The 18,543-nt window shown below is 62.7% G+C and carries 15 protein-coding genes and 1 pseudogene; 7 read left to right on the plus strand and 9 right to left on the minus strand.

Annotated features, from left to right (window positions below):
• Window positions 1-27: 27 nt before the first annotated feature.
• Both JQ629_RS22315 and JQ629_RS22320 read right to left on the minus strand, forming a co-directional pair.
• Window positions 28-1,245, minus strand: a complete 1,218-nt coding sequence (locus tag JQ629_RS22315) for a polysaccharide deacetylase family protein (RefSeq protein WP_249135210.1) — start codon at window positions 1,243-1,245, stop codon at window positions 28-30.
• 190 nt (window positions 1,246-1,435) lie between these two features.
• Window positions 1,436-2,260: a polysaccharide deacetylase family protein gene (locus JQ629_RS22320; RefSeq protein WP_212414472.1), complete on the minus strand. Its 825-nt coding sequence runs from the start codon at window positions 2,258-2,260 to the stop codon at window positions 1,436-1,438.
• A gap of 101 nt (window positions 2,261-2,361) precedes the next feature.
• Between JQ629_RS22320 and mgtE the strand changes: the two genes are divergently transcribed.
• The gene (mgtE, locus tag JQ629_RS22325) at window positions 2,362-3,795 is read left to right on the plus strand and encodes a magnesium transporter (RefSeq protein ID WP_212266185.1); all 1,434 of its coding nucleotides are present in this window, start codon (window positions 2,362-2,364) and stop codon (window positions 3,793-3,795) included.
• 128 nt (window positions 3,796-3,923) lie between these two features.
• Window positions 3,924-4,235 (plus strand): annotated as a pseudogene (locus JQ629_RS22330) (helix-turn-helix domain-containing protein); the annotation flags it as partial.
• A gap of 277 nt (window positions 4,236-4,512) precedes the next feature.
• Here the strand turns inward: JQ629_RS22330 and JQ629_RS22335 are convergent.
• Window positions 4,513-4,809 (minus strand): DUF1127 domain-containing protein, encoded by a 297-nt coding sequence (locus JQ629_RS22335; protein ID WP_212414473.1) that lies wholly within the window; start codon window positions 4,807-4,809, stop codon window positions 4,513-4,515.
• 476 nt (window positions 4,810-5,285) lie between these two features.
• On the opposite strand from JQ629_RS22335, the gene JQ629_RS22340 reads away from it, so the two are divergent.
• The 4 genes from JQ629_RS22340 to JQ629_RS22355 all read left to right on the plus strand — a co-directional run bounded on the left by JQ629_RS22340 (window position 5,286) and on the right by JQ629_RS22355 (window position 9,281).
• Window positions 5,286-6,104, plus strand: a complete 819-nt coding sequence (locus JQ629_RS22340; protein WP_212414474.1) for an aldo/keto reductase — start codon at window positions 5,286-5,288, stop codon at window positions 6,102-6,104.
• Window positions 6,105-6,154: 50 nt separating this feature from the next.
• Window positions 6,155-6,994 (plus strand): cell envelope integrity protein TolA, encoded by an 840-nt coding sequence (gene tolA / locus JQ629_RS22345; RefSeq protein ID WP_212414475.1) that lies wholly within the window; start codon window positions 6,155-6,157, stop codon window positions 6,992-6,994.
• Between the two features lie 568 nt (window positions 6,995-7,562).
• Window positions 7,563-8,384, plus strand: coding sequence for a universal stress protein (locus JQ629_RS22350; protein ID WP_212414476.1), 822 nt, complete (start codon window positions 7,563-7,565; stop codon window positions 8,382-8,384).
• A 219-nt stretch (window positions 8,385-8,603) separates the two neighbouring features.
• Window positions 8,604-9,281, plus strand: coding sequence for a nitroreductase (locus tag JQ629_RS22355; protein WP_212414477.1), 678 nt, complete (start codon window positions 8,604-8,606; stop codon window positions 9,279-9,281).
• 248 nt (window positions 9,282-9,529) lie between these two features.
• On the opposite strand, the gene JQ629_RS22360 is transcribed toward JQ629_RS22355, so the two are convergent.
• Window positions 9,530-10,195 (minus strand): hypothetical protein, encoded by a 666-nt coding sequence (locus tag JQ629_RS22360; RefSeq protein WP_212414478.1) that lies wholly within the window; start codon window positions 10,193-10,195, stop codon window positions 9,530-9,532.
• A gap of 1,279 nt (window positions 10,196-11,474) precedes the next feature.
• Here JQ629_RS22360 and JQ629_RS22365 point away from each other — a divergent pair.
• Complete coding sequence (locus tag JQ629_RS22365) at window positions 11,475-12,599, plus strand: DUF2336 domain-containing protein (protein WP_212414479.1); 1,125 nt, start codon at window positions 11,475-11,477, stop codon at window positions 12,597-12,599.
• Between the two features lie 312 nt (window positions 12,600-12,911).
• Here JQ629_RS22365 and JQ629_RS22370 read toward each other — a convergent pair whose 3' ends face one another.
• The 5 genes from JQ629_RS22370 to JQ629_RS22390 form a co-directional block, all read right to left on the minus strand.
• Window positions 12,912-14,024 (minus strand): NADH:flavin oxidoreductase/NADH oxidase, encoded by a 1,113-nt coding sequence (locus JQ629_RS22370; RefSeq protein WP_212414480.1) that lies wholly within the window; start codon window positions 14,022-14,024, stop codon window positions 12,912-12,914.
• Window positions 14,025-14,117: 93 nt separating this feature from the next.
• Window positions 14,118-15,080, minus strand: a complete 963-nt coding sequence (locus tag JQ629_RS22375; protein WP_212414481.1) for a Bug family tripartite tricarboxylate transporter substrate binding protein — start codon at window positions 15,078-15,080, stop codon at window positions 14,118-14,120.
• 78 nt (window positions 15,081-15,158) lie between these two features.
• Complete coding sequence (locus JQ629_RS22380; RefSeq protein ID WP_212414482.1) at window positions 15,159-16,229, minus strand: esterase-like activity of phytase family protein; 1,071 nt, start codon at window positions 16,227-16,229, stop codon at window positions 15,159-15,161.
• Between the two features lie 4 nt (window positions 16,230-16,233).
• Entirely contained in the window at window positions 16,234-18,135 is a 1,902-nt protein-coding gene (gene cobT / locus JQ629_RS22385) for a cobaltochelatase subunit CobT (RefSeq protein WP_212414483.1), read from the minus strand.
• On the minus strand, window positions 18,132-18,542 hold the full coding sequence (locus tag JQ629_RS22390) for a GNAT family N-acetyltransferase (protein WP_212414484.1): 411 nt from the start codon (window positions 18,540-18,542) through the stop codon (window positions 18,132-18,134). The genes cobT and JQ629_RS22390 overlap by 4 nt, the downstream gene beginning before the upstream one ends.
• Window position 18,543: the final 1 nt, after the last annotated feature.

The raw sequence follows: 18,543 nt of genomic DNA on the forward strand, positions 1-18,543 counted from the left end.
GAGCGAAGAAAACGCGTCAAAAAGAGTCTAGCGCTTCTTCAGGCCGGCCATGCGGACCTTCTTGGCCGGCTTGACCTGCACATGTTTGGCGGCGCCCTTGCCACCATGTTTTGCATGCTTGGCAGGGCGCGCGGCCTGCTTGGCTGACACTTCGTGCGCGGCAGGCGCGGTCGGTTCTATCTTGCGTGCGGATGGTGGCGAATACAGCATCGTCACGCGGATCGATTCCGGAAGCTTGAACACACTCGACGACGGGACCGGCAGCGCAGGCGGATCAAGCACCAGCGCCACCTGCCGCGACCACAAGGCGTCGCGCAAGGCGCGGCGCTGCGCGCGGTCCACTGGGGCCGTGTTGCGCCAATCGGAGTCCGACAACGCGGGCGCAGGCAGGGCCGCGGTCGCGGTATAGGCGAAATTCGGAATCTTGGGCCAGCGTGACGTGGCCACTTGCTCCGATATCGGATGCAATTGCCATTGCGACGGCTCGGTCGGCGTCGCCGGCCGGCCCGGCGTCGCGGGCACGACATGGACGAGGCGGTAGCCGCGGGCTTTCAGATCGCTCAGGATTCGCGGCAAGGCTGCGACGGTGCGCGCCTGGATGTCGTGCAGCAGCAGGATGCCTTTGCCCTTGGCCTCGAGCCGCTGCATCGCGAGGTCGTACACGCGCTGCGAGGAGACCGGACGCCAGTCGTCGGCAGGAAAATCGGCGCTCCAGATTTGCAGGCCTTTTGCTTCGGCATATGCCTCGATCACATCGGAACGGCCGAGGCCCGGAATGCGGAAGAACGGCGACGGCGCGGTGCCGTCGGCGAGCGCTGATGTGATCGACGCGATGCCGTCCTCGATCTCTTTTTTGGCGCCATCGATCGAAAGCCGGTTCATGTTCCCGGGATGGTTCTGGGTATGGGTGGCGATGGTGTGGCCGGCATCGCGCATCTTGCGCACGCCTTCGGGGTTGGCGTTCGCCTGCCGTCCGACCAGGAAGAAGGTCGCCTTGGCGCAATGGGCGGCGAGGATATCGAGGATCTGGTTGCTGTATTTCGGCAGCGGACCGTCGTCGAAGGTGAGCACCACCTCATGATCTTCCAGCGGCAGCGTCTTGGCATATTGCATGGTGCCGATCAGCGGATATTGCCGCGGATCGACCACCAACGTGCGCGACGTGCCCAGCGCATCGGGATGCCCGGGGCAATTGGCAGCCGGGGCGGCCTGCGCCGTGGTGCCGGTCAGCATTCCCAGAAACATTGCGGCTGAAAAAGTAATCGATGCCCGCTGACGGAGCCCCATACCTGCGCTAGCGATCATAGAACCCCGGCTTCATTCCCAATCGAACGTTGGTCCGCGCGGACCGGTATTCGGTTCACTCGAAAAATGCCTTGTTTGCAATCCTTAACGGCGGGCCATGAATGCCGCCTTAATAGCCGAAATACCACACTTATTTCGGGTTTTGGACAGCTCTGGCGGTGCTCGCCGCGGCTGCCGGGACGATATGGACCACGCGGTAATGGTTGTCGCGCAGATAGCGCAGGAACGCCGGCAGCATGGCCGTGGTTTGCGCCTTGGGATCGTGCAGCAGGATGATCCCCTTGCGGGCGGCCTGCAGCCGCTCGGTCAGCAGCTTCAACTGCTGGGCCGGTTTCATCGGCTCCCAGTCGCTGGCCCAGAGGTCGGCGCCGAATACCGATATGCCGCGGTTTTGCAGCAGGTCCAGCGTCGCCGGCGTCATCTCGAAATAGGGATAGCGAAAGAACGGCGTGCCCGGGGTCGCGCTTGCGATCCCCGGGGTCGTCGTGGCGGTGCCGTGAAGCGCCTTTTCAACCGCCGCAAAGCCCTTGTCGATGTCGGCCACGGCCGCATCCGGCTTCATGTGTTTGATATTGGGATGCGACCAGGTGTGGTGCCCGACCGTGTGGCCAAGGGCTGCAATCCTGCGCACCAGTTCCGGGTGCGCCGAAGCCGACCTGCCGATCAGAAAGAAGGTGGCGAGCACGCATTCGCGCGCGAGCGCGGCCAGCACCTGGGGCGTCGTGCCCGGCCACGGCCCGTCATCGAAGGTCAGGACCACCTCGTGGTCTTGCAGCGGCAGGGTCTGCGGAAAGCTCTTCAGGCCGACGCGCGGTGAGGTAGCGGCATCGACGCGCAGAACCCGTGAGGTGCCGAGCGCGTCCTTGCGCGGGCATTCGGCGGCCGTGGCCGCTGTGGCCCACACCGTCGCGGCCGCGACGGCTGCGCAGAGCGTCCTGGTGAATCCTGGGGTCATCAGCCGTTGTGCATCTTTAGCATTGCGCTTTGCGTCGCCGATTGGGTAATGCGTGCAGCGATAACTCAAACGCAAGTTCTGTCAAACCGGCGAGGCGCGGCATGGCCGAGGATATCGACGTTGCCCAAGCCGCTGCGCGACCCGTTGACGGGTCGGCGCTCGATCCCGCCTTGATGCGGGATGAAGAGGGCCAGATCCGTCACGAGTTTGTCGAGGAAATCACACGCGCCATCAAGGCCGCTGATCGCCCCTTGCTATGTGAGGTCGTCGCCGAGTTGCACGAGGCCGATCTCGGCGATTTGATCGGCGCCCTCGAACCCGACGACCGCGTCCATCTCGTCGAGCTGACAGGCACCGATTTCGACTTCTCGGCGCTGAACGAGGTCGACGACGCCGTTCGCGAGGAAATCCTCGAAGAGCTCGAACCGCAGACGGTTGCGGAGGGCGTTCGCGAACTGGAATCGGACGACGCCGTCGAACTGCTCGAAGGCCTCGACGAGGAGGACCAGGAAGAAATCCTCGAAAAGCTGCCGCCGTCCGAGCGCGACGCGCTGGAGCGCAGCCTGCTGTATCCGGAAAACTCCGCCGGCCGGCGGATGCAGTCCGAATTCATCGCGGTGCCGCCGGACTGGAACGTCGGGCAGGCGATCGACTACATGCGCGACACCCCGGACCTGCCGGACCGGTTCTATGAAATCTACGCTGTCGACGCCAACCAGCACTGGCAGGGCGCCGTCTCGCTCGACACGCTGCTGCGGGCAAGGCGGCCGGTGCCGCTCGCCGACCTGATCGAGGAAGACCGCCGCCGCGTCTCCGTGCTCGACGACCAGGAAGAGGTCGCGCGGATGTTCGGCAAATACAATCTGGTCGCAGCCCCCGTGGTCGATACCACCAACCGGCTGGTCGGCGTCATCACCATCGACGACGTCGTCGACGTGATCGAGGAAGAGGCCGACGAGGACCTGAAGGCGCTCGGCGGCGTCACCAGCGACGAAGAATTGTCCGACACCGTCTGGACCATCGCGCGCGCCCGCTTCAACTGGCTGCTGGTCAATCTGGCGACCGCGTTTCTGGCATCCTCGGTGCTCGGCCTGTTCGAAGGCCAGCTGGAAAAGATGGTGGCGCTGGCCGTGCTGGCGCCGATCGTGGCGAGCCAGGGCGGCAACGCCGCGACCCAGACCATGACGGTGGCGGTGCGGGCGCTGGCCACCCGCGAACTTCATTCCAACAACGCGCTTCGCGTGGTCTTGCGCGAGGCGATGGTCGGTCTCGTCAACGGGCTCGCCTTTGCCGTTATCACGGGCGTCGCTGCGGTGGCGTGGTTCAAGATCCCCGGCCTCGGCATCGTGATCGGGCTCGCCATCATCTGCAACCTGATCGCCGGCGCGCTGGGCGGCATCCTGGTCCCGATCGTGCTGGACCGGGTGCGGGCCGATCCGGCGGTGGCGTCCGGCACCTTCGTCACCACGATCACCGACGTGGTCGGTTTCTTCTCGTTCCTCGGCATCGCCACGCTGTGGTTCGGGCTGAAGTGAGCTGGGTGGTTTTTATTTGACGCGTTTTCTTCACGCGAACCGGTATCCACTTCGCTTGAAAACGCTCTGGCTATCGTTAATCGGGCCTTAACGCGCTTGGCCGATGATTCCCGGATCGGGAATCGAACATGCAGCGCTTGCGGCTCAAGGCAGACGGACGGATCGTGGAACTGCGGGACGGGCAGGAGTTCCCGCTCGCGCCGGCGAGCGCGATGTCGGAACTGGCCTCCGCACCAGCGGCGGACCCACCGCCGCTCCTGGCCGTGCGCGACCTGCGCCGCCGTTCGCGCCTGACTCAGCTCGAATTCGCAGCCCGGCTTGGCGTGCCGGTCGAGACCATCCGGAACTGGGAGCAGGGCAAACGCGCGCCGCGCGGACCGGCGCGGGCGCTGCTTGCCGTCATCGCCCATTCGCCGGAGACCGTGTTCGCGGCGCTCGCCACGGAATCGGCTACCATCTGGAGCGTTTTCGAGCGAAGTGGATACCGGTTCGCACAGCAATCAAGTTTACGCAGATTGTGTAGACTTATCTGCGGTAGAAAACGCGTCAAAACAAGAATCGAGAGCCCCGTTCCGATTCCATCGGAACGGAAAAGGCTCTAGGACGCGGACTCACCAAGGCGCAGCCACAGCCTGATTGACGCAAACTCAACAGGCAAGCAGCCGCGCTGACGGCTGCTTGTTCGCAAAGCGCAGTCCGCATGTGACGGTTGATCGGTTACATCCCACGGCTCAATAGGTACATCGCGCTATCTCTAATCCTGTCGATAGCGCGTTGGGGTGTGATGTGGTCGATATCACCGCGCGTCAGGCCGATGTCCATCAGTTCCCTGTCGTTCAGGTAGGCCAAGCTCTGGTGTTGGCGCCGCTCCTGAATCGCACGCCAATATCGCTTGAGCAAGCCGAGGACGTTCCGCGTCGATGCGGCCGTTGGTAATGCGACGGGCAGGTCGAGGCCGAGCCCTGCGGCATCGCGCTCGGTCCCGGATGTGATGTTCGTCTGTTGGGGTGGCATCGGATGCTCCTGCTGTTGCGCCGGCAGGGAACATGGCCAAACAAAAGGCCCCGTCCGATGCCGGCGGGGCCTGGTGAAAAGATCGCGTCGTCGAATTTCTAGCGCACGACTCCTTCCACGGCCCAGCGAGAGCGGGTCATGTTTTTACGGTTCGCGGTGCGTACGACGTTGATCATGAAGCGTAGCTACCACGAAGATCGCGCCAAATCAAGGGATGTGCCGCTGTGGCCCGCATCCTGGAGGCGAGCGACATATTGCGCGGTCGCACGAGTTTGGTCGCCTTACGGGCAGAGCGGACGTGGCCTTCGTCGCATCACGCCGCCGGTTTATGGGTACACGGCCCAGATTCTGACGCGTTTTCTGCCGCAGATAAGTCTACGCAATCTGCGTAAACTTGATTGCTGTGCGAGCCGCAATCCACCTCGCACGAAAACGTTATGTGTTGGCACTGAGCTGCCGACGGCCCATAATGGGCGATGCATTTCATCGAAGCCAACGGCGCAAAAATCCCGGCGGTCGGGCTCGGCACCTGGGAATTGCGCGGGCGAACCTGCGCGCGCCTGGTCGAGCAGGCGCTGCGGCTCGGCTATCGGCACATCGACACCGCGCAGGTCTACGAGAACGAACGCGAAGTGGGCGAGGGGCTGCGCGGCTCCGGCGTCAAGCGCGGCGAGGTGTTCGTCACGACGAAAATCTGGACCACGCATTTTGCGCCCAACGATCTCGAGCGATCGGCGAAGGAAAGTCTCGCCAGATTGCGCCTGACCGAGATCGACCTGTTGCTGCTGCACTGGCCCAATCCGCAGGTGCCGCTGTCGGAAACGCTGGGCGCGCTGGCGCGGGTCAAGCAGCTTGGGCTTGCCCGGCATATCGGCGTTTCCAATTTCACCGTGGCCCTGATCGAGGAGGCGGTGGCGGCGTGCCCGGAGCCGCTGGTCTGCGATCAGGTCGAATACCATCCCTATCTGGACCAGGCCAAGGTGAGGGAAGCCTGCGCACGCCATGGCATGGCGGTGGTGGCCTATAGCCCGGTCGCCAAGGGCCGCGTGAAGAACGACCAGACCTTGCTGCGGATCGGCGACCGCTATCGCAAGACATCAGCGCAAGTGTGCCTGCGCTGGCTGGTGCAGCAGAACGTGGCGGCGATCCCGCGGACGTCGAAGCTGGAGCGGCTGTCTGAAAATATCGAGATCTTCGATTTCGAACTGTCGGACGATGACATGCGCGAGATTTCCGGGATGGGCAGCGCCAGCGGCCGGCTCACCAATTTCGGCTTTGCGCCGAAATGGGATTGAGCGGCGGTCGCGCCGCGGTATGCTCGAAGCCCATCGATTGTCTTGGTACGATGAACCTGCGCCAGATCATACCTTCGGACATGACCGCATCGGCGATTGCCCATCTGTCGCTGCTGGCGTTGCTGTTCGTGTTCTCCGACGTGCATCCGTTCGGCGCTGTCACACCTGAGTCGATCGCGGTCGATATCGTCGCGCCGCAGGATATTCCTGAAAAGCAAGACATCCCCCAGAAGGCCGACATCGAGAAGACGCCCGAACCGGTTGCGACGCCGACGCCGCAACCTGATTTCACCGCGCTCGACAAGCCCGTCCCGCCGGCGCCTGCGGTTCAACCACCTGCGGTTCCACAACCACCTCCGCCGCCGCCGCAGAAGCAGGCGTTGGCCGCACCGAGCCCGGCGCCGCTGCCAGCCACGCCACCGCAGGGAGTGACGCAGACGCCGGCCTACAAGCCGCCCGAGCCTGACCTGACACTCAAATACAACGTCCTGCTCGGTCTGCCGCCGCCGATTTCGCCGAGCGCGCCGTCATCCGGCGACAAGGGCTCGGACAATTTCGACGCGCCCGCGACCACATCCGCCGACGTCAATTCAAGCGTCGTAGCGGCGTTCCGGCGGCACTTGCGGACCTGCTCGAAACTTCCGCCCGCGTTGAAAGGCTCCGACGACGTCAAGGTCAAGCTGCGCGTGTTCATGGGCCAGGACGGCAAGCTCGCGGCGGAGCCGCAGCTGATCGAGGCCAGCGCTTCCGCCAAGGGCCCGCTGTTGATGCGCAGCGCCATCAGCGCGCTGGAAGCCTGCCAGCCCTATGCGATGCTGCCGGTCGACCGTTACGGCGAATGGAAGGTGCTCGACCTCAACTTCACGCCGCGGGATTTTGCGGGTTCGTGATATTTTTTGAAGCGTTTTGTTGGCGCTCACAGCATTCAGCCCCGGATCAAGTCCGAGGGCATGCCTCGCTCGAAAACGTTAAACCATACTGCCCGGGCCGCGCGATTACGACTCGTGAAATTAGAAATACTGAAATCGCCCAAAATACGGAAGGCAAAGATGACATTTTGAGTTTTGAGCAATGCGTTTGCATTTTGGCAATGTCGCGCGTGCGACACGAGGAATCAATTCAGGCGATCGGCACTGATACGTTTAGTCACATTGCACTCATGGAGACAGAGCGATCAAATCGAACTTCCGTCCCGTATATTGGTGATCTCGTTTGCAGCCTGGGAACGGATGACCGGTCGTGATTTCAACCGCTGACACGATCGCTTGAAGTCTCAGCCTGACCGCCATCTGGTGACGGCCGGATCAGGAGTGTCTCGATGGCATGCAGCGTGGACCCGTTTGCCCTGTTACTCGAATCCGCACGCCGCTCCCGGGACAAGGGAATGGTGCGCCGCCGGGATAAAGATGGGCACTGGAATTAGCGTAGTTACGCGATCACCTCACTGGAGGCAGAGCCATGATCAAAGATATTCTTGTCAACCTGTCTTACGGTACATCGCAAGATGGCGTTTCCAATTACGCCTTGTCGGTTGCGGAAACATTCGGCGCCCACGTCATGGGGACCGCCTTCTATCCGGCAGTGGTTGGTGACGTTGACCTGTCCGCTAACTTTATTCGAGCCCAGCAAGTTGAAGCTCACAAACGCGCAGAGTCCGTGGCCACCGCGTTTGACGAGGCGACGCGGCGCGCCGGCGTTTCAGCCGAAACACGCAGAATTGAAACTGATGTCGGCGACGGACCAACCCGGTTTGCGCATATCGCAAGACGATTCGATCTTTCCGTCATTGGCCAATTTGAAGGGGACCGGGATCATCGAACCACGAATATCGTCCTTGAGGCCGCGCTGTTCGAATCCGGAAGGCCGGTGCTGATCGTGCCTTTCATTCAGAAGGAGCGCCTCAAACTCGATCATGTCATGGTGTGCTGGGATGGCAGCCGGGCAGCCGCCCGAGCGGTCGCCGATGCCATGCCGTTTCTTACCCGCTCCGGCACGACGAGTATTGTTGTTGCGGACACTCAGAGCGCCAAAAGCGCAGACCTTCCGGGTGCTGACATCGCGACCCATCTGACCCGTCACGGAGTAAACGCCAGGATTGAGCGCATCCCCGTCAGCAAGATCGGTGTTTACAATGCAATCCTGTCATATGCAGCCGATACAGGTGCCGACCTCATTGTCATGGGCGGGTACGGGCATTCCCGGCTGCGGGAATTTATTCTTGGCGGGACGACGCGTGGTATGCTTGCCTCGATGACCAAGCCGACATTGATGTCGCATTGATCGGATCTTGTTACGGTGACAGCTGGTAGGGCGGACAAGTCTGCTCAAACCGCCCTACGGGCTTGCTTTGACGCAAACCGGATGCCACTGCCGGATCAGACTGCCCGAGGTGACGGTACGTCCGAACCTTACGTCTTACTTGCACGAAGGCGAAGAAACCGCGAAAATCCAGCCTTCAAAAATCGAGCCTTCAAAAGTGATCTGGGGAATCTTGGACATATGCAGTTTGATGACGTTATCCTTGGTCGCCGAAGCATCCGCGGTTACAAGCCCGATCCGGTACCCAGGGCGCTGATTGAGGAAATCATCGCTCTGGCGATGCGCGCTCCGTCGTCGATGAACACCCAGCCCTGGAATTTTTACATCGTCACCGGCGAACCGCTGGATCGAATCCGCGCCGGCAACACCGAGCGGATGGTAGCGGGCATACCGCAGTCGCGCGAATTCCGCACCGGTCAGGCCTTTGCAGGTCCGCACCGCGACAGGCAGGTCGGGGTAGCCAAGCAGTTATTCTCCGCAATGGGGATCGCGCGCGATGACAAGGACAGGCGCCAGGACTGGGTATTGCGCGGCTTCCGTCAATTCGACGCGCCTGTATGCGTGATCGTGACCTATGACCGTGTGCTTGACGGTAGCGACGATACGCCCTTCGATTGCGGCGCCGTGGCGACCGCCCTGGTCAATGCTGCCTGGTCTCGCGGGCTGGGCGCCGTGATCAACAGTCAGGGCATCATGCAATCACCCGTGGTACGCGAGCACGCCGGCATAGCCGACGATCAGGTCATCATGAAAAGCATCGCGCTGGGCTGGCCGGATGAAAGCTTCCCGGCAAATGCGGTCGTGTCCGAACGAAAGTCTGTCGAGGAAGCCACGGTATTCGTCGGTTTCGAGAATTAGCTTGTGAGGCGGATTGAGCCGACTTGTCCGCCGTAGCTCGCGGAGCGAAGGCGGAAGGCGTAATCCGGCGCTTTTTTTTCGATCGAACGGCGGATTACGTGTCGCTAATCCGCCCTGCGGGCCTTTCGCAGATTGCCGTCATTGCGAGGAGCGAAAGCGACGAAGCAATCCATAGTTGGGTCGAGGCGATATGGATTGCTTCGCTTCGCTCGCAATGACGGGCAGAGGGGGCCCGGTAGTTCCGCAGCTCAATCCACCCTGCGAGCGTTTACCGGCTTGATCTCGGAAAAATCCGTGCTGAGCCCGTCCAAGATGGGCTCCGCATCGGTTGCCGTGGCGGATATCCGCAGTTCGGGAAAGTAGAGTTGAAAGGTACGGCGGGTGCGGCCGGCATCGTTGGTGTTTTCGCTCTCGCCACGGATCACCTGGAGAACACAGGATCCAACCGCGGTTGTTCCTTCTGATCTGAATCTGTAGGAGGTCGTGCTGGTTTTCTCCTCGGTGGTATTCTCACCGTCCGTTGTCAGCGTGTGCATCGTGTAAGTCACGTCCGATCGACGATCAAAATTCCTGGGCAGTCCATCGGCCGAATATTTCGCTGTGCGATGCGAATATTTGCCGACATAAGTCGTCCACCACTCCGACGATGCGAGGGCTCCATCGACATAAATTGCCTTCGTCACGAAAACGGGTGGGTTTGGGCGGGTCGACGGCGGTATCTCCCGAATCCAGACGACGTTACCGCCCGGTGTGTCTCGATAGGCCTGAACGACTTTCCTCGTCCCGTCCTGACCATGATAGGCCAACTCGACGGGAACGGTGGAGTTCTTGATCGCGTTGCAGTCGACGGCAGGCGCGGATTGCGCAGACGCGGAGCTCGCAAACAGCAAAAGCGATATGAGAAGAATACGCATGGATTGTCCGTTATGCGATTGGCCATCCCAACCCGCTATCATCCGTTTGCGTCTGTCGCTCAACGCGGCTTGAAAGTTCAATGGCTGCTCCAGCCCCCGTGCACTGATACGACTTGACCGGAAGCTGGCAGAAGGAGCGGGCGAGCCCAATTGAACCTGCCAGAGAAATACGAGACGTGGCCGATGCCGGTGAAGGCGCAAGCGGTGGAGATGCCGGCGGAGGTGTGAGGCCTAACATCTTGCGTCGTCCCGGCGAAGGCCGGGACCCATACGCCGCGGCGTTTGTGTTGAGAGGCGCTGATCAACGACTTCGCCTAAGCCACTCGATCCTGTGGTTATGGGTCCCGGCCTTCGCCGGGACGACGAGAAACTGCGAAAAATCGACCCGACGGGCAAATCACTTCCGATTTACGGAAATCATGTCAAGCCCTAAATTTCCGAAAATCGAAAATATTTCGCTTTCCTTCGCCCCCAAATCACCTGCACAACTATCGCCATCCCGTCCCACTCAGAGGGGCGTCGGCCGTCGTCATGACGAGGGGCGGGGATGCGGTGGACGTTGACGTTGCGATTGACGGTCGCGGCTGATGCGTACGGTGAAAGCGTGTGGTCCTGGCGCCCGTAACGGCGTCAAGCCTTTCGGAAGCCAACGCTTCCGAGGGGCGACGGTGGCAATAGAGGCCGTCTCACCGGGGAGAGCGCGTCATAAGCCGTAAAGCCATTGCGCAGGGAATGTCGGATGTTCTCCGCTGCCCTGTATGCTCATGTGCAGCATTCTTATGCACAATCGCACATGAGACCGCGGGTGCAGCGCGCATCCGGCATTCCCTGCGCCCTCTGGATTTTCGGGGGCGAACGATTTGAACAACCCGGGCGAAACCTGCCGCGGGAATGATTTTTGTCGTCCCGGCGAAGGCCGGGACCCATACGCCGCGGCCTATCGATAGGAACGCCGGCGTCAGAGACCATCTGCAACAACAACCGCCGCGGCGTATGGGTCCCGGCCTTCGCCGGGACGACGCATGGAGAGGCCTTTGCCGGGACGACAGCGGAGAATGACGCGAGAACCCATACCTCACCTTCCCCGTCAGCGCAGCATTGAACGCGGCGACCCAAATCTCCGTAGTTTCACTGAGTATCTCGCGCCATGGATTGCTTCGCTTCGCTCGCAATGATGGTGAGAGGCCAGCCCAACACCCCAAATTTTACCGACTGTTCAGCTATTGCCCATACGCTTTTTCCCTGTGCCAGAATTGGCTTCGAACGCTCAGGACGAGCGATGCTAGAACAATCCATCGCCGATGAAGTCGAGGCCGCCATCAAGGCCGGCTCGGCGCAAAAACACCTCGAGACTTTCCGCCGCGTCACGGACCTGTTCCTGACCTCGGCCGACGGCTTCAATGGCGAACAGATCGAGCTGTTCGGCGACGTGCTCGAACGGCTGATCAGGACCATCGAGCTGCGCGCCATCGCCGACGTCAGCGCGCGCATCGCGCTCGCCGAAATGAGCAGCCAGCTCGCGTCGGTGAAGCAGGCGCCGCAGGCCGTGATCCGGCGCCTCGCCCACAACGAGGATATTTCGGTCGCGGCGCCCGTGCTGACCGAATCCGCGCGGCTGTCGGCGGAGGATCTGGTCGAGCTCGCGCAGACCAAAAGCGAGGCGCATCTGCTGGCGATATCCGGCCGCTGGTGGCTCGCCGAAATCGTCACCGACGCGCTGCTGGCGCGGCATTATCCGAGCGTCAGCCGCAAGCTGGTCGCCAATCCCGGCGCAAAGGTTTCCACGAACGGTTTCGCGGTGCTGCTGGCGCAGGCCGAACACGATCCGGAGCTGGCGATCGAGACCGGCATCCGCGTCGACCTGCCGGCGGATATCCGGCGGCAATTGCTGCGCGACGCCACCGAAGCGGTGCGGACGCGGCTGCTGTCGCGCGCGCCGCCGCATCTGTTCGAGGAAATCCGCGGCGCGATCGCGGCCGCCGCCGACGGCGCCAGCCGCGAAATGTCCCGCGTGCGCGATTTCGCTTCCGCCAAGCGCTACGTGACGCTGCTCGCCAAGAACGGCCAGCTCAACGAAGGCGCGCTGATGAGTTTTGCCAGACAGCGCAAATACGAGGAGACGGTGGCAGCACTCGCCGAATTGTCGCGCTCCGGCATCGACGTCATCCGCCCGCTGATGCAAAGCCTGCGCGACGAAGGCCTGCTGGTTCCCTGCCGCGTCGCAGGATTGAGCTGGGAAACCGTGGCCGCCGTGCTCGACAGCCGCTTCGCGTCCGGCAACATGAGCCCGCACCAACTGGCGCAGGCCAAATCGCAATACGCCAAGCTGACGCTGGACAATGCGCAGCGCATGCTGCGGTTCTGGCAGGTGAAAGCGACGGATGCACCGCCGGGAGTGAATTGACGGATGCGCCAAAGCGCATCCGTCATCCCGGAGCGGTGCGAAGCACCGAATCCGGGATCTCGAGATTCCGGGTTCGCATCTTCGATGCGCCCCGGAATGACGACGTTAGAGATGTGCTTCCCTTCTCCCCTTGTGGGAGAAGGTGGCGTAGGCGGCCTACGGCCGCCGTTCTTAGAACGCCGATGCTTTGCATCGGCTATGGCGCCGGATGAGGGGTCTGTCTCCGCAATATCTGTACTCGCGGATAGAACCCCTCACCCGTCTTCGCTGCGCGAAGCCACCCTCTCCCACAAGGGGAGAGGGAAGAAAGTGCTACCGCGTGCCGAACGTGGTCGCGCCGAACAGCGCTTTTTGCGTCGAGGGTTGCGAGCGCCAATATTGCGGCGGCGCAAACACCTCGCCGCCGAGTTCGGCGGCGGCGTGCCAGCCCCAGCGCGGGTCGTAGAGCATGCCGCGGGCCAGCGCGACCATGTCGGCCTTGCCGGAGGCCACGATCTCCTCGGCCTGTCCGGCTTCGGTGATCAGGCCGACCGCAATCGTCGTGAGGCCGGTCGCCTGCTTGATGGCCTCCGCGAACCGCACCTGATAGCCGGGGCCGAGCGGGATTTTTTGCAACGGGCTGACCCCGCCCGAGGATGCGTCGATCCAGTCGACGCCGCGCTGCTTCAGCGCCTTGGCACATTCGATGGTCTGCGCCAGATCCCAGCCGCCCTCGACCCAGTCGGTCGAGGAGAGCCGCAGGCCCACCGGCTTGTCGTGCGGAAACGCCGCGCGCACCGCATCGAACACTTCGAGCGGAAAGCGCATGCGATTCTCCAGCGACCCGCCATATTGATCGGTGCGCTGGTTGGAGATCGGCGACAGGAATTGATGCAGCAGATAGCCGTGGGCGCTGTGCACCTCGATGGCGTCGATGCCGAGCCGCTCGGCGCGCCTGGTGGCCGCGACGAACGCATCGCGCACGCGGACAAGACCCGCGGCGTCGAACGCCAGTGGCGGCGTCTCGCTCTCCTTGTGCGCAATCGCCGATGGCCCTTCCGCCCGCCAGCCGCCTTCGGAAACCGGGATCAGCTGGCCGCCGTCCCAGGGCGTGTGGCTCGACGCCTTGCGGCCGGCATGGGCGAGCTGGATCATCACGGCAGCCCTGGAGCGCTTGCGCACCGAGGCCAGGATCGGCTTCAGCGCGGCCTCGTTGGCGTCGTTGTAGAGGCCGAGGCAGCCCGGCGTGATCCGGCCGATCGCCTCGACCGCGGTTGCCTCGATGCAGAAGATCGAAGCGCCCGACAGCGCCAGCGAATTGATATGCGTGAAGTGCCAGTCATTGGCGTCGCCATCATCAGAGGAATACTGGCACATCGGCGCCACCATGATGCGGTTGGCGAGTTTCAGGCCACGCAGCTGGATCGGGGAAAACAGGTTGCTCATGGGGGATGTCCGGATTGGGAGGGCAAGACGCTGGTCTCCAGCGTAGCGAGCCGTGCCCCTCCCCTCAACCCGCCGCCAGCGCAACCCTCCCCCTTACTGCTTGATCCCTGCGGCCTTGATCAGCTCAAAATTGGCCGCGATCTCGCGCTTGAGGAGTGCATCCATCTCGCCGGGGGTCATCGGCATCGGCTCGATGGCGAGCTTTTTCAAGCCCTCCTGCGTCACCGGATCGGCCAGCACCTTGGTGCCTGCCGCATGCAGCCTGTCGACGATCTCGCGCGGCGTCTTCGACGGCACCAATACGCCGAACCAGATCGCGCTGTCGGCATCCTTCAATCCGATATCGACCGGGCTCGGCACGTCGGGCAGCTCGGTGGCGCGTTTGGCCGTCGATACCACGAGCGCGCGCACCTGGCCCTCGCGGATCAACGGCAGCGCGGTTGCGAGCGGACAGAAATAGAAATCGATCCGGCCGCCAAGGATATCGGCGATCACCTCGCCGCCGCCGCGATAGGGAACGTGGGTGGCCTCAAAGCCGGCGGCGAGGCGGAACTTCTCGGAACTGATGTGGACCGCGCTGCCGATGCCGACCGAACCATAGGAGATCGATCCGGGCTTGCCCTTGGCGTCCGCGATGAAATCCCGGATGGTTTTCCACGGACGCGAATTCGGCACGATCATCACATTGGCGGTGGAGCCGATCATCAGCACCGAGGCGAGGTCGCGCGCGGCATCGAAGGCCAGATTCGGAAAGATCGCCGGTGCAATCGTCAACGCGTTGGAGTTGGAGAGAATGCTGTAGCCGTCGGGATCAGCCTTCGCCACCAGGCCCGAACCGACCGTTCCACCCGCACCGGCGCGGTTCTCGATCACGATCGGCTGACCAAGCTCGACCGCCAGACGATCGAACAACAACCGCGGCACGACGTCGGCCGCACTGCCCGCGCCAAATGGGATGGTCGCCTTGATCATCCGGGTAGGCCAGGTCTCCGCCTGCGCGGCGAAACCCGTGAAAACGATCGAAAGGATGAAAACTACGCGAATGGACCTGGTCATCAAATGCTCCGGTTTCACTGCCCGGATCGTTGCAAGAACCGTTCCGAAAACAGCGTTACGCAGTGCCCTCCGCCTGCCTCAATCCACCAGCGTGAACTGCAGCAGCAGATTGCGCTGGATCATCGTGAAATTGTCGTCGGAGATCAGCGTCAGCACCGTATCGCCCTCGTCGGTCACATGGGCTTCGATGCCTTCCAGATTGTCGATCTCACTGCCGAGATCGGCGTTGAAGATCGTAGGACCGTCGATCACGGCGTCTGAGGCGATTGAATTTGGCGCGATGCGCCGGATCCGGACGCCGATGCCGCCGAGCATGGAAAACTTGCGCTCCAGCAACAGCAATTGACCCGAGGGCAGCAACACCGCGTCGCTGACGTCGAAATTCTCGGTGCGGCGGATGCCGAACTGACCGGGCGTCTTGCCGCCAATCATAAAGCCCATGATGTTGCCGGCGGCATCTAACCCGCGTTCGGAGATTGCGACCAGCGTCCCCGCCAGGGGCAGGCCCTTCGGCACCATCACCAGCGCCTCGATCCCCTTGTTGAACGGCAATTTGCGCGCCGCCGGCGGCAACGGCAGCGGCTCACCGAGCGAGCGTGTAAAACCCTTGGCGAAATCGAACCGCAATATCTGGTTGACCCGTTCGATGCCGACATAGACGTAAGAACCATCGAGCGCGATCGACTCGGTGTCGAACCAGTTGCGCGCGGTGATCGGCTTGCCATCGGGACCGAGTATCGGCGACGCTTCGACATCGTCGAGGCCGGTCATCTCGCGGCCCTTGTAGACGATGCGGCCGGTAAACCAGCCGCCCTTGTCGCTGATGGCGATGAAGCGCTCGCCCTTGGCGTCGAGCCGCAGCCCCGACAGGCCGCCGAAGCCGCGAAACCGCGAGGTCAGAATCAACCCGCTGCGATATTCCAGCGAGCCAAACCGCACATGTGAGCGGTCACGGGTATCGAACGACGGTAGCGGCCTTGCATTGACCTCGATCGAGACCGGCGCGGTGACCGAATATTCATCCGGGATTGCCGGCTTCGGCGGCCGCTGAACTGCGGTCTGCGCATGCGCGATCGCAGGCAGCGCCGCGGCCGAGAGCCCCGCCGCTGCAGTTTTCAGAAAGCGACGGCGGCTCACCGGTGCGCGCATACTCTCAGGAGTGCAGACGACGTGGCCGGCGCGTTGTCGTGGGCGCGGCGCCGTGGGTCTCGCTGAAGAGCTCGGCAAGCTTTTCGGTGATGGCGCCGCCGAGTTCCTCGGCATCGACGATGGTAACCGCACGGCGATAATACCGCGTGACGTCGTGACCGATACCGATCGCGATCAGTTCGACCGGCGAACGGGTCTCGATCTCCTCGATGATATGACGCAGATGCCGTTCGAGGTAATTGCCCGGATTGACCGACAGGGTGGAATCGTCGACCGGCGCGCCGTCGGAAATCATCATCAGGATCTTGCGCTGTTCGGGACGTCCGAGCAGGCGCTTGTGCGCCCAATCCAAAGCCTCGCCGTCGATGTTTTCCTTCAAAAGCCCCTCGCGCATCATCAGCCCGAGATTTTTCCGCGCGCGGCGCCAGGGGGCATCGGCGGATTTGTAGATGATGTGGCGCAAATCGTTCAGCCGGCCGGGATTGGCCGGCTTGCCGGCGGCAAGCCACGCCTCGCGGGACTGCCCGCCCTTCCAGGCGCGCGTGGTGAAGCCGAGAATCTCGACCTTGACGCCGCAACGCTCCAGCGTGCGCGCCAGAATGTCGGCACAGGTCGCCGCCACCGTAATGGGACGGCCGCGCATCGAACCGGAATTGTCCAGCAGCAGCGTCACCACGGTGTCGCGGAAGGTCGCTTCCTTCTCGTGCATGAACGAGAGCGGATGATAGGGATCGGTGACCACGCGCGACAGCCGCGCCGGGTCGAGGATGCCTTCCTCGAGATCGAACTCCCAGGCGCGGTTCTGCTGCGCCATCAGGCGGCGCTGCAGCCGGTTGGCCAGCCGGGCGACGATGCCCTGCAGGTGCGCCAGCTGCTTGTCGAGATAGCTGCGCAGCCGTTCCAGTTCGTCATGGTCGCAGAGATCCTCGGCCGCGATCACCTCGTCGAACTTCGGCGCAAAGGCGTGATATTCCGGCCCGCGTGGTTCATTGGCGCCGCGCGAATTCGGCCGCGTCGCCTCGCCCGGCGTTTCGTCGTCGCCGAGTTCGCCGTCGTCGAAGGTGTCTGACGTGGAAGCCTGCGCGCTTTCCATCGCGCTCTCCGACATCTCGTCGGTCGAGGCCTGGGCCTGATCGGCGCTCATTTCCTGCGCGGCGTCAGAGTCGGGCGAGCCTTCGGCGCCGGACTGATCGTTCTCGCCGTCCTGATTCTCCTCGTTGTTCTCGTCGTCATCCGCATCAGCATTGCGGTCGTCGCCAAGGTCGAGCGCCGACAGCAGATCGTGCACGAGGTCGCCGAACTTGGCCTGGTCTTCGGTAACGCGGCTCAACTGATCTAGCCGTGCGCCGATCTTGTCTTCCAGCACCGGCCGCCAGAGATCGACTACTTTTCTAGCAGCGGTGGGCGGCGCCAACCCGGTCAGCCGTTCGCGCACCAGCATCGCCAGCGCATCCGACAGCGGCGCGTCGGCGCGGTCGGTGATCTCGTCGAATTTGCCGCGATGGAAATGATCGTCGAGCATCGCGGTGAGGTTTTTCGCGACACCGGCCATCCGCCGCGAGCCGATCGCTTCGACGCGGGCCTGCTCCACCGCCTCGAACACGCCGCGCGCCTGCGGATTGCCCGGCATCAGCTTGCGGTGGACCTTGGGATCGTGACAGGCGAGTTTCAGCGCGATCGAATCGGCGTGGCCGCGCACAATCGCGGCATCGCGTTTCGTCATCTTGCGCGCAGGTTCGGGCAACCGGGCCTTGCCCGGCGCGAGACCCGGACGTTCGGCGGCGAACGTCACTTCGAGCTCGGGTGCTTTTGCGATCGCGCGCAGGCACGACGTCACCGCGCGCTTGAACGGTTCGGTCGGCGCTTCCTTGGATCCGGTGCGGAATTTGGAGTTGGATGTGCTCATAGCGCTTTCGTGAACCAATGGCGCGTCACGCCTTCAGGATAACCTTCGATCGAACCGAATTCCTCATAACCGCAGGCGCGGTAGAAACCCGGCGCCTGAAAACTCATCGTATCGAGATAGGACCGCGTGGCCCCAAACCGTCTCGCTTCGTCTTCAATCGCCTTGATCAGCTTTGTTCCAAAATCCTTGCCGCGAAGTTTCTGCTCCATCCAGAACAACTGTATGAACAGCACCGTGGTCCAGACCTCACCGACAATCCCGCCGACGATCTTGTCGCCTTCGCGTAAGGAGATGGCGAGGCGCTTGTATTTCTGCTTCCCCATCTTCTCGTTGTTGTAGCCGATGAGTCCGCCGAGCACCGCCTTCTTGGTCTTTCCAATGGTGCGCTCGACGGAAATGGTTGGCATG

Origin of the sequence: Bradyrhizobium sp. AUGA SZCCT0222 (genome assembly GCF_018130205.1) — a bacterium.
Taxonomy (GTDB): Bacteria; Pseudomonadota; Alphaproteobacteria; order Rhizobiales; family Xanthobacteraceae; genus Bradyrhizobium.